This window comes from Geobacter benzoatilyticus (assembly GCF_017338855.1).
GTDB lineage: Bacteria > Desulfobacterota > Desulfuromonadia > Geobacterales > Geobacteraceae > Geobacter > Geobacter benzoatilyticus.
On record NZ_CP071382.1, the window covers coordinates 2,021,761 to 2,033,420 of the forward strand.

An 11,660-nucleotide genomic window follows, 5' to 3' on the forward strand; every position below is an offset into this window, starting at 1 on the left:
TGTAGAAAATGTACTCAGAGGGAAGTGTAGAGGAATGGGGAAGGGGAAGTCAACTCAATCCTTTCCGTATCTGGTACAACTCTTCCATGTCCAGTTGGTGGAGTTCGAAGTATTCCCGTTCCAGTTCCTCCACGTAGAAACGGTCGAGACCGGAGTTATCCAGGAAATCCTCCCGCAGTGAGCTGTCTTTGCGGGCCAGGATGATGGGGAAGAGGTTGTGAAGATACATGGCCTCTTTCTTGATGGTGACGATGGCTTCATCGAAAAGCCGGTCAGGTACACCGCCGCTTATGAGCTTGCTGTTGCGCAGATCTTCGGTCACTTCGCGCCTGAGGGCCTCCTGGTCCTCCCTGGTGGAGTAATTGGAATAGAAGTTCCTGATCCTCTCCCGCACATGGTTGAGCAGTGCTATGGCGAGCCGCTCTTCCCGGTCGATGGTCAGAAGCTCTTCCAGCAGTGTTGTAACTGTGAGCCGGTTTTCCTCGATGAGCCGAAGGCCCTTAATGAGTGCCGCGACTTTTCTCTGCCCGTATCGCCCCAGGTATTTGTTTTTCATCAGGCCATCGATGAATATTTCCCCGAACAGCCCCGGCTTCAGTTCCTCGAATGCGTACCTGTTGCCCATCAGGCTTCTTATCATGTCTTCGGAGATGCGCACGTTTTCCATGAATGCCAGCTGGTTGACCATCTGGGACGTGGCGTCATACCGGTCGAAATAGGTGATGATATGGGAAAACCCTTCCAGGAGCGACATGTCGGCTCCGTCGCGGATTCTCTCGTCGCACTGCTTGCTTGCGTCGAGGAGGATTTCCTCGAAGGTGTGGTCCCGGTCTTCCGACGCATGTTTTTTGGCGAAGAGGAGCTTTACCAGGTCGTCCCGGTTGATGACGCTCTCGATGTCCCGCTCCCTCAGAAAAAGTCCTGCGAGTATCTGCCGGGTTTCGGCGATGGATTCATGTTCTTCCGCACCAACGATTTTTTTGTCTTTTTTCAACATGTCGTCGAGGGCAAAAAAGAGCGCGCTGGGGATCTTGTTCCGCACCGACAGGGTCTTGAGGCGGGTGAGCCGCGCATTTTCCAGGGAGTTGATCTCTCCCCGGCGGTGGCACGCGATGAGGATGCTGCGGTATTCGTCGACGATGCGCCGGTTAGCCGGATGCTTGTACATTACATCGATGCGGATCCGTTCCTGTTGGTACCGATCTATGTTATGGCGGTCGGCAATGGCGATAAGCCCGTTGAAATCATCGTCTGAAATCTTTTTATTGGCGAAATAGAGGCGGCGGAAAGTGTCGTAGTATTCCCGATGGTGGACATTCACAAGCTTGAAGAGGAAAAAAAGGGCGCCAGGATCGCCCATGCGCCCGAGCACTTCGTTGATAATGGCGTTTTCGTCCTGGAAACCTACGGCGGGTGAACGCTTGAGGGCTTTGCCGATACTCCGGACGATTGCTTCCTGCTGCATGGGAAGGCTTGCGCCGAGACTCTCCGAGGCAATGAAAAAAAAGTAGTTCGCAACCGCATTTCCTTCGAAGAATACCCTGTCGTAATCGAGATGCCCGCCGGTTTGCCCGCTGAAGTGGAGATATCCCTTCTCATCGCCTGAATGGGCGCCATAGATCACCAGGCGGTTGATGACGTCGCCTTTTGCCAGGTCGGCCACCGGCTGATCGACCCCGAACATGTACTCGCAGAAGGAGCCCCCGTTGCCGGCATGCCTTATGCCGTTGCGGGTGATGACGAATTCGTTTCCGGGGGAGAACAGGCGGAGTTCGGCTTCCTCTCCCTTTGCGGCATTGAAGAAGTAGCGCCGGTGGGCATCCTCGCCTGCCACGATGGCGTAATATTCGATTCGTTCGTCGATATGTCCGTGGAGGCGGATGTCCTTGTTCATGGGAACCTTGTGTCGAATGTGATGGCGAGGCAACCGCTACAAAGCAATCTCCATGCCGTCATATGCGAACTCAACTCCTGCGGGGAGCCGCGTCTCGTCGGCGTGGGCCACCTCGTGGGTAAGGTGGGTAAGAATGGCCCGTCCCGGTTTCAGTTGCTCAACGACCCTGAGCGCCCCTTCAATATTGAAGTGGTTTGCGTGGGGGGTGTAGCGGAGGCCGTCGATAATGAGGATGTCGAGACCTGTCAGAAGCGCCAGGGAGGATTCGGGAATGCGGCTGCAGTCTGTGAGATAGGCGGCGCCGTCGATCCGGTAGCCGGTGGCGGGCATGGAACCGTGGTAGAGGTGAACCGGTACGATTGTCTGCCCGAAGAGGGTGAACGGATCATTTGTGGTGTGGGCTTCCATGAGGGGGGCGTAGCCGGCTGCTTCAAAACCTCTGAAAATGTAGGGAAATTTGCTTTTTACCGCATCCATGGTCGCTCGGCTGCCGTGGCAGGGAATCACCCTGCGGTGAATGAAGTGGTAGCCGCGGAGATCGTCGATGCCGTTCACGTGGTCGGCGTGGGGGTGGGTGAGTAGCACCGCGTCGATGTGGGGAATCTGTTGCCGAAGGGCCTGGCGGCGCAGATCGGGAGAGGTGTCCACCAGGATGTACTTTCCACCGGTCTCGATCATGATGGAAGCGCGGGTCCGTTTGTCTTTCGGGTTGCTGGACGAGCAGACGGAACAGTGACAGCCGACCATGGGGACCCCGGTGGAGGTGCCGCTGCCTAAGATGGTTATTTTCATGGACTTGAATTCCCTCTGATATATGGCAGAAAATATCATGAGGCGGAGCAGTGGCGCAAGGGCTTTGTCCTTGCATCCGAAGGCTCCGGCGGGCTACTATCTGTGCCGCGAAAGGAGTCGGCCGCAACCATGAAGATTGCCTTCATCACACCGTATTATAACCCCCCCGTCAGGGGGAACGCCGTCACCGTCAGGCGCATAGCAGGCAACCTTGCCGCTGCCGGCTGCGAGACGGCAGTCTATTCCCTCGACGCGCTGACTGCCGGTGATATCCTCCGGGAAGTCCTGCCGACGAGCCCCGATGTCATTCATGGATTCCATGCCTTTCACGGGGGGCGGCCGGCAAGGGAGATCGCCGCTGCCGCCGGTGTCGCCTATGTCGTCACGATTACCGGCTCCGACGTCTATGAGGCCATGCTGGACGGCCGGAGGGGGGAAACCCTGGCCGTACTTCGTGACGCTGCTGCCATCGTGGTTTTCGACTCGAGCGTAAAGCAGCGAATTGCCGGCCACCACCCGAGTCTCGCGGAAAAAATCCAGATTATCCCCCAGGGGGTTGAACTCCCCGGCGAGGATTTCACCTGGGGGCCTGAGCGCTTCGATGGCGGCGAGTTCGTGTTCTTTCTCCCGGCAGGGCTTCGTCCGGTAAAGAACATCGATTCCGCCCTGGCCCCACTGGCCGAACTCCATCGAAATGATCCCCGAATCCGGCTGCTGGTGGCCGGACCCGTCCTTGATCCTGCATACGGAGCGCAGCTGCTGGAGGAACTGGAACGTTACCCCTTTGCCCGTTATCTGGGGGCTGTCGGCCGTGGTGCCATCGGGGCGCTCTACCGGCGGGCCGATGTCGTGCTCAATACCTCGGTTTTCGAAGGAGGAATGGCCAACAGCGTTCTGGAGGCCATGGCTTTCGGGCGGCCGGTGCTGGCTGCGGACATCGAGGGGAACCGGTCCCTGGTCAAGGAAGGGAAAACGGGGCTTTTGTTCCGGCACGAAGCGGAATTCCTGGAAAAAGCCGAAAAATTGCTGCGCGACGGCGCACTGCGAAGGCGGCTGGGGGATGAGGGGAGCCGGCTTGTGCGGGAGCAGTTCTCGGTGGAGCGGGAGGCGGCGGCGTATCGCGATCTGTATTGCAGGGTGCTGTCGCGCTGATTTACGGCGATTCTTCCACCTTGTCCAGAAACTCCCGAACCATGGGGGTGAAGGTTTCGTGCTCCAGAAGGAAGGCGTCGTGTCCGTAGGCCGACTCGATCAGGTGGTACTCCACCGGCTTGCCGAGGGAGCGCAGGACGTTTGCCATCTCCTCGGTCTGGTAGGGGGGGTAGAGCCAGTCGGAGGTGAAGGCGAAGAACTGTATCGGCGCCTTTACCTGGGCGAACGCCTCCTCAACGGATTCGTATCCCCATGCCAGGTCGTAGAGGTCAAGGGCCTTGGCCAGATAGAGGAATGAATTGGTGTCGAAGCGGTCCACGAAGTTGTAGCCGTTGTAGGAGAGATAGCGCTCCACCTCGAACTGGCCGAAGAAGTCGAAGAGGCCGTCCCGGGCGCTGAAGCGGCGGCCGAACTTCTGCCACATGGATTCGTCGGAAAGAAAGGCGATATGCCCGATTCCCCTGGCCAGGGCCAGGCCGTCCTTCGGGTTCTTCCGGTACTCACCCTTTTTCCAGGTGGGGTCGTTGAAGATGGCCCAGCGGGCCACGGCGTTAAGGGAGATGGCCTGGGGCGAGGGGCGGCTCGTGGTGGCCAGGGCGATTGCCGAGCGGACCCGGTCGGGGAACTGGGTTGCCCATTCCAGGGCCTGCATCCCCCCCATGCTCCCCCCCAGCACGGTGACGAGCCGGTCTATTCCCAGGTAATCCAGCAACATTGCCTGGGCCTTGACCATGTCGCGGACGGTGATTACCGGGAACGAGAGATTGTAGCGCTTGCCGGTCCTGGGGTTGATGGAGGCTGGGCCCGTGGAGCCGTAGCAGGAGCCGATTACGTTGGAGCAGATGACGAACCAGCGGTCGGTGTCCAAAAGCCGCCCCGGCCCGACGATTGCGTCCCACCATCCCGGTTTCGTGTCGTCTTCGCTGTGTTTCCCTGCCAGGTGGGCGTCGCCGGTCCAGGCGTGGGCAACCAGGACCGCGTTGGAGCGCTCGGCATTGAGCTCGCCGTAGGTCTCGTAGGCCAGCGTGATGGGGCCGAGGATACGGCCGCTCTCCAGCCGGAGTTCGGAGTCGAAGGTCACAGATTTTTTTTGCACGATGCCGACGGACATTCGTCAATCCTGATTCAGTGGTTGTAAAAGCAAAGCCCCTTCCAGCGGTGGCGAGAAGGGGCTTTATTACAGTTATGGCTGTTATTAAGCGCCGTTCTCATCTTTGCCTGCCGGCAGGATTTAGCACCTGACACCTTCCGGTTCGTCTTCGAGATCGAATGCGAGCCGGAAAAGGCCGGTTGCTGTGGTTTCACAGGGCCTGTCCCTCCACCACTCTTGATAAGAATGCGTTTCTATTTGGTTTTCATGAGAGAATACGAAAGCTTCCTGGGTTTGTCAAATGAAAATTTGTGTCGGCCCATGGGGCGAACTCCGCGCCACTGCTGAGCATTTCGTTTGCAAACGCCGCGGGGGATGGGGTATAGTTACCCCCACTTCCGGCCCCGGCCGGATGCTTGCATTGTCCAGCTTCTATTCTATACTTACATTACTTTCCATTCTGGAGGAAAAGTTCTACATGAGTGTGACTGCATTTGCCGTGGTTGTGCTGGCCCTTGCTCTTGTGGTGCTGGTGGCTTTCATGATCCCGACCCTGATTGAGATCCGGAAGGCCGCGGCGGATCTGCGGGGATTCGTAAGTCAGACCGGAGGCGAACTGAAGCCGGTGCTCATCGAGCTTGAGCGGACCCTGACCGAACTGCGTACGGTAACCGCAGGGATCGCCGAAAAGCGCGAGGATGTGCAGACCTTCATGGAGGCTGTCGGCGACACCGGTCGCAACCTTCGCACCATCAATGCCGTTGTCGGGTCGGTTGCGCAAGCGGCGGCCACCTCGTCGATCTGGCTTACCGGCGCGAGGGCGGCAGGCAAGTTTCTTACACAGCGAATTATTACTAGAAGGGGGTAATGTCATGGCAGACGACGAAAAAGGGATAAGTGTCGGGACGGTTTTCCTCTCATTTCTGGCAGGCACCGCGGTCGGCGCGGGGCTCGGGCTCCTGCTGGCGCCGAAAACCGGCAAGGAGATGCGGGAGAATATTCTTGACCTGACCGATGATGCGATCGACAGGATCAAGGGGTTCACCAAGGAGGCCCAGAGCAAGATCAAGGATACCTACGAAGAGACGAAGGATCTGATCTCCGAGAAGAAGTCGATCATCACTTCGGCCATCGAAGCCGGCAAGGAAGCGATGGAGCGGGAAAAAGACAAGTACGGTCAGATGTAGAATTTGTACATCGCAGCATGAAAAAGCCCACTTCGCGTGGGCTTTTTCATGTGCGCGGACGGTGGGCCATGGCGCGAAAAGCGGGAGCGGCGGACAAAATCGTTGATTTTTTTACCCATGCCCTGTGGGCCATGGAGGCTGATTCCCTGGGCCCGGTCAAGGGGCGTCTCGTGCGCTGGCTTCAGATCGGTGCCCTGGTCGTAAAGGATTTCCTGGACGACCAGTGTCTCATCCGGGCGTCGGCCCTCGCCTTTTCAACGCTTCTTTCCATAGTTCCCTTCTTTGCCCTTGCCTTCGCCGTGCTGAAGGGGTTCGGGGTCCAGAATACCCTGGAGCCCCTGATTCTTGACCAGGTGGCAGCTGGTTCCCACGAAATCGTCGACGGCATCGTGACCTATATCAACAACACCAAGGTGGGCTCCCTTGGCGCCGTCGGCCTTGCCGCCCTCATCATTACCGTGGTGACGCTCCTGGGGAACGTGGAGGAAGCGTTCAACGTAATATGGGGTGTCCGGGAGACCCGCTCCCTTTACCGCAAATTCAGCGATTACCTGAGCGTGCTGGTGAGCGGTCCGATTCTTCTCCTGGCCGCGGTGAGCGCTACCACCACCATCGAAAACCAGGCTCTGGTCCAGTGGCTGCTGAAGACCATGTACCTGGGCGATCTGCTGGTTCTCATCTTCCATTTTGTCCCCTACGTCAGTATCTGGCTTGCCCTCGTCTTCCTCTATATGTTCATACCCAACACCAAGATCCGCTTCCGGTCGGCCCTGGTGGGGGGTGTCATTGCCGGGACCCTCTGGCAGGGGGCGCAGTGGGGGTATATCACCTTCCAGGTGGGGGTGGCCAAGTACAACGCCATATACGGTACGCTGGCGGTGCTGCCGGTCTTCATGGTGTGGCTCTACACGAGTTGGGTCATTGTTCTGCTGGGGGGGGAGGTGGTGTACGCTCACCAGCATCTGCGGACATTCCTGCGCGAGGTGCGCACCCCGGCCTTGAGCAGCGCTGCCCGCGAACGTCTGGCCCTGGCTTTTTTCTACGAGATTTCGCTGGCGTTTCATCACGATCGCCCTGCCTGGAGCATGGCGGGGCTTGCCGAGCGCCTCGATGTGCCCGAGCGGTCAGTGCGCGAGATTTTTGAATCCCTGGTGGATGCCGGAATAGTGGCGACCGGGTGTGGTGATGATCCCCTCTGTCTGCCTGCAAGGGAATTGGAGCATATACTGGTGCGGGATGTACTTGCGGCAATGAGGAGCCAGGGGGTTGACCTCCCGGAGAGGCTGGAGGGAGAGGGTTCTTCAGTGGTGAATGACCTGTGGGACACGATAGAGGGAGCTGTTCAGGGTGCGGTCGGGGACCTGAATTTCCGGGATTTGGCGTCCCGGCTGCCGGTACCCGGCAATAGTACTCTGGAGCATGTTTCATGAGAGGGTGATAACTGGGGCCGTCGTTGACAAAAAGAGGGGTTTTGCATATAGTGGCGGCAGTGTAACAGCCGTGAATCACCGCATTAACGCCATTTCCTGCTGCTCGGGACACGAGACCCGTTTTCTATAATATATGCAAGATTTCAAACATTTGACCAGTAAGGGCCGTTTTTCTTTTTCCTCTCTCAAGAGGCGGCAGAAAGCTGCTCCCCGTAACTCCTTCAAGAGGCTCGAAGAGCCGAAACCCCGCAAAACGAGGCTCCGCGTCATGCTTCCGTTGCTTGCGGCGGCCATTGCGTCCTATCCGATATTCTCGTCCGTTTTTTCCGGGCGCCCGGCCGTTTCCAGTACCAGTCAGGATACGGATTCCACATCAAAGCTTCCCCGCGACCTCGATGTTTTCAGTTCTTTCCGCCTTGGCGCCGGACTTCTCCCGACGGCCCGGTTCGATGGCAACCGGTTCACGGCCCCCATTCCCGAAGGGGGGACCATTGTCTATTCCATAGACAACGAGCTCCAGCAGCGGGTTGAGCAGGTCATGGCCCAGTTCGACGTCCCCTACGGGGTGTTTGTGGCAATCGAGCCCAAGACCGGCAAAGTCCTGGCCCTGGCTTCCCATTCGTCCATGTCGCCGGCATGGGCGGAACGGGCTTACTATGGCGTCTACCCCATGGCCTCCCTCTTCAAGATCGTCACCGCTACGGCGGCCCTTGAGCAGGGAAAGGTTACCCCCGATACGGTAATTCCCTTCCGGGGGGGGCTCTATTCGGAGAGTTCCCGTTACTGGAGCACCTTGCCAAAAAGGGGAGCCCAGGAGATGGACCTGACGACCGCCATGGGCAAGTCGGTCAATCCGGTTTTCGGAAGGCTCGCCAGCGACATAGCGGGGCGGGAGTCGGTGCTGCGCTGTGCTGAGCGCTATGGTTTCAACCACTACCTGCTGCCCGGAACGCCTGTCCAGCCGAGCAAGGCGGAGCACCCCCAGACCGAAGACGACCTTCGGCTCATGGGAGCCGGTCTTGGCCGCGAGGTGAAGATTTCCCCGGTCCATGCCGCCGTCATGATGGCCGCCATCGCCAACGGCGGCACCATGCTCGCCCCCTCCCTTGTCGATGAAATCAGAAACACCAAAGACAAGGTTACCTACACCCACGTACCCCGTACCATCCGCTCCATAGCGGCTCCCGAGGTAACGGCGCAGCTTTCGCAAATGCTCTCTTCCTCGGTTACCAGGGGAACTTCCCGCCGGGCATTCCATGACAGCCATGGCCGCCCCAAGATCGCCAATATCAACATTGCCGCCAAGACCGGCTCCATCAACGGAACCGATCCCGAGGGCCATTACAGCTGGTTTGCCGCCTATGCCCCCATTGAAAATCCCCAGATTGCGCTTGCCGCCCTTGTTGTGAATCCCGATAAGTGGAAAATAAAAGCGCCCTATCTTGGCGAGCAGGCACTTGAGGCATTCTTCATGCGGGGGCCGGAAAGCCGGCGCTAATGGCGTTACTGGTGATCGGGGCGGATTCCGGCAAGAAATTATCACTTAATAGGTTGGATTGATGCAGTGCCTTCGCTGCGGCACCTGTTGTACCGCCCCTGACATTTCGACTCTCGGGAAGCCTGCCGGGGTGCCGTGCATCCATCTGGACGCATCAGGGCTTTGCACCATTTACGATGAGCGTCCCGCGGTCTGCCGGGGTTACCGTCCCGACGCGATCTGCTCCATGGTGGCGGCGCCGACCCTGGAGGAACGGGTGGAAAAATATCTGGAACTGTTCGGACTCGAACGGAAGTGACAGCTTTTACCGGTCCCCGGCCTCCGGTTCCCGGTATCGCTTCAGCGACACTACGCCGTCCCGCCATTCCCCATAGGTAAAATGGGTGATCCAGTCTCCCAGGGAGAGAAGAACGGTGCCGTCGGCTTCATCCTTGAACGGGATGTGGAAATGTCCCGAGACGACCACGTCGCACCCCTCCCTGAACCGCTCTGCCGCAAAGGAGCGCAAAAGAGCTGTATAGTCCCATTGATGCCGGCGCCGGCCATGCTTCTTTTTGCTTTGGGCGGACATCTTCTCGGCGATCCACGAGGCAACGGCGGGGGGGATGATATGGGTGGCCAAAGGGATGATGGGGCTGTGGAGGACCCAGCGCAGGAGCCGGTGTGAGTAATCCCGGCTGTTCACGTTGTCGCCGTGGCAGAGATAGACGTTTTTCCCCTCTATGGGCAGGATCGCCGAATCGGGATAGACGCGGGCGCCGAGGGTTTTGGTGAAAAACGGCCCCATGTTGAAATCGTGGTTCCCTTCCACATAGACGATTTCAACGCCGCTTTTGACCAGTTCTTCCAGTCGGGCCAGGATGGGGAGATAGTGGGTGAAGGGGACGGTTTCGTAGCCTACCCAGAACTCGAAGAGGTCTCCCAGGATAAAGAGGGTGTCGATGGAGCCCTTGAGTCCGTCCAGAAATTCCATGAGCAGCAGGTAGTTTTCGTCCCCCTCGTGTCGCAGGTGGGCGTCGGCGATAAAAATAGCGTGCATGGCGGCACTATAGAACAAAAGCCGTGCAAAGGTAAAGACTGAGAGAGATGTGGGGTAGCCATGGGGTTCATGCGGGAAGTGGAGATAGCATGGGAAGATCTCCTGGAAGCCTTTGATAATCCGGATGCGGACGTCCTGTTCTTCCTTGATCGGGAGACGGGGGAAATTTTCTCCGTGCCGAGCGAATACGATGACGATGAGTTCTGGGCTGACCTTGAGGAGAGCGGCGAGCGCTTCCTCCGGATTCCCTGCTTCGACTACGATCAGGAGCGCCTGCTGCTGCACGAGTTTATCCGCGGAGTGGATAACGACGGGTTGAAACGGATGCTCGAACGGGCCTTCGAGGGGAAAAAGCCCTACGGGAAGCTGGATGAGATTCTGTCCTTCTATCCGGAGGAGTTCGACCGGTACATGGCCATGAAGGAAGAGACTATCTCGTCACGGATCAGGCACTGGTTGGAAGAGCATGATCTATTCAGTACTGAAGAGGAATTTTAGCGGACTTCCGGTGTCGCGGGAGCGGGGGCAATCATGGGAGAAAACGCATCGGCCGCACAGAAGGGGATAACCTGGCTCCTTGCCGCAGCGGCCGTGATTGCAGCGGGTTACGCCACCCGGCACACGCTTTCCTGCTTCCTGCTTTCCTTCGTCTTTGCCTATCTCTTCGATCCCCTCGTGGTCATACTGGAGCGTCGCGGCCTCCGCCGCCCCTGGGGGATCATTGCCCTCTACCTCGTCCTCACGATCCTGTCGGTGTTCTTCGTCGCCTTCATCGTCCCCTTTGCCAGCCTTCGCTGGGAGGCGTTTCTCACCGGGCTTCCCGCCTATCTCCAGAAAGGGAAAGATATCGTCCTTGCCTGGAAGATGCAGCTGGTCCCTTCCTCCGCAGCCGATGAGTGGCGCTGGCTCCTGGAAACGGCAACCTCTCAGCTCGACAAGCTGGCCGGCCGCCTCGGGGCCTGGGTCTATGGGGCTGCCACCGGCTTTGTCTTCAATCTCTTCAACCTGGTTCTGGCTCCCATTCTCATCTTCTTCATGCTCTGGTACAAGAAGGAGATTAAAGAAGGGATAACCGGCTGGCTTCCACCATCCAGGCGCGAAGCGGTCCTGACGCTGGGGCGAGAGATAAACGCCAGTGTCGGCGGCTACATCCGGGGACAGATAATGGTCTCGGTCATAGTGGCGGTTCTCTCCATCATTGCCCTCTTTGTTCTCGGCATCGATTATCCCTTCCTGAACGGCATGTTTGCCGGCCTTGCGTCGGTCCTCCCCTTCATCGGGGTCATCCTTGCCACGCTCCCGCCGCTTTTCTTTGCCTATGTCCAATACCAGAGCGGGCTGGTTCTTATGCAGGTAGTCGGGGCCTTCGCAGTAATCTATTTCCTCGAAGGGTACGTGGTGAAACCCCTGGTATTCAAGGAGTCCATGGACCTAAATCCACTGGTGACGATCATTGTCGTCATGCTCTTCGGCGAACTCATGGGATTCTGGGGGATTCTGCTCGCCATACCAATTGCCGCCGCGGTGCGGATCGTGGCCGATCACATTCGGCGCGGCGATCTTTCGCGGGTGGCGTGA

At 58.4% G+C, this 11,660-nt stretch carries 12 protein-coding genes and 1 riboswitch; of the genes, 8 read left to right on the top strand and 4 right to left on the bottom strand.

Translation table 11 applies throughout. From position 1 onward, the window contains the following. Positions 1-49 precede the first annotated feature (49 nt). On the bottom strand, positions 50-1,894 hold the full coding sequence (locus JZM60_RS09575; RefSeq protein WP_207162087.1) for a TIGR04442 family protein: 1,845 nt from the start codon (positions 1,892-1,894) through the stop codon (positions 50-52). A 36-nt stretch (positions 1,895-1,930) separates the two neighbouring features. Continuing rightward, the gene (locus JZM60_RS09580; protein ID WP_207162088.1) at positions 1,931-2,686 is read right to left on the bottom strand and encodes a GPMC system MBL fold metallohydrolase; all 756 of its coding nucleotides are present in this window, start codon (positions 2,684-2,686) and stop codon (positions 1,931-1,933) included. A gap of 129 nt (positions 2,687-2,815) precedes the next feature. Between JZM60_RS09580 and JZM60_RS09585 the strand changes: the two genes are divergently transcribed. Further along, the gene (locus JZM60_RS09585) at positions 2,816-3,838 is read left to right on the top strand and encodes a GPMC system family 4 glycosyltransferase (protein ID WP_207162089.1); all 1,023 of its coding nucleotides are present in this window, start codon (positions 2,816-2,818) and stop codon (positions 3,836-3,838) included. Between the two features lies 1 nt (position 3,839). Here the strand turns inward: JZM60_RS09585 and metX are convergent, their stop codons facing one another. Continuing rightward, positions 3,840-4,949, bottom strand: a complete 1,110-nt coding sequence (gene metX, locus JZM60_RS09590; RefSeq protein WP_207162091.1) for a homoserine O-acetyltransferase MetX — start codon at positions 4,947-4,949, stop codon at positions 3,840-3,842. 94 nt (positions 4,950-5,043) lie between these two features. Beyond that, positions 5,044-5,175: riboswitch (SAM riboswitch) on the bottom strand. A gap of 54 nt (positions 5,176-5,229) precedes the next feature. On the opposite strand from metX, the gene JZM60_RS09595 reads away from it, so the two are divergent. From JZM60_RS09595 to JZM60_RS09615, 5 genes are all read left to right on the top strand, one after another. Then, positions 5,230-5,796 carry a DUF948 domain-containing protein gene (locus JZM60_RS09595; RefSeq protein ID WP_241426207.1) on the top strand — a complete coding sequence of 189 codons (567 nt, stop codon included), beginning with the start codon at positions 5,230-5,232 and terminating at the stop codon, positions 5,794-5,796. Positions 5,797-5,800: 4 nt separating this feature from the next. After that, a complete protein-coding gene (locus JZM60_RS09600; RefSeq protein WP_207162093.1) occupies positions 5,801-6,115 on the top strand; it encodes a YtxH domain-containing protein in 315 nt (104 codons plus the stop codon). Positions 6,116-6,183: 68 nt separating this feature from the next. After that, on the top strand, positions 6,184-7,545 hold the full coding sequence (locus tag JZM60_RS09605; RefSeq protein ID WP_207162095.1) for a YihY/virulence factor BrkB family protein: 1,362 nt from the start codon (positions 6,184-6,186) through the stop codon (positions 7,543-7,545). Between the two features lie 133 nt (positions 7,546-7,678). Beyond that, complete coding sequence (locus tag JZM60_RS09610; RefSeq protein WP_207162097.1) at positions 7,679-9,043, top strand: penicillin-binding transpeptidase domain-containing protein; 1,365 nt, start codon at positions 7,679-7,681, stop codon at positions 9,041-9,043. Between the two features lie 61 nt (positions 9,044-9,104). Next, on the top strand, positions 9,105-9,341 hold the full coding sequence (locus JZM60_RS09615; protein ID WP_207162099.1) for a YkgJ family cysteine cluster protein: 237 nt from the start codon (positions 9,105-9,107) through the stop codon (positions 9,339-9,341). 6 nt (positions 9,342-9,347) lie between these two features. Here JZM60_RS09615 and JZM60_RS09620 read toward each other — a convergent pair whose 3' ends face one another. Then, the gene (locus JZM60_RS09620; protein ID WP_207162101.1) at positions 9,348-10,082 is read right to left on the bottom strand and encodes a UDP-2,3-diacylglucosamine diphosphatase; all 735 of its coding nucleotides are present in this window, start codon (positions 10,080-10,082) and stop codon (positions 9,348-9,350) included. Positions 10,083-10,142: 60 nt separating this feature from the next. Here JZM60_RS09620 and JZM60_RS09625 point away from each other — a divergent pair, with 60 nt between their 5' ends. Then, positions 10,143-10,580, top strand: a complete 438-nt coding sequence (locus JZM60_RS09625) for a UPF0158 family protein (protein WP_207162103.1) — start codon at positions 10,143-10,145, stop codon at positions 10,578-10,580. Positions 10,581-10,613: 33 nt separating this feature from the next. After that, complete coding sequence (locus tag JZM60_RS09630) at positions 10,614-11,660, top strand: AI-2E family transporter (RefSeq protein WP_207162105.1); 1,047 nt, start codon at positions 10,614-10,616, stop codon at positions 11,658-11,660.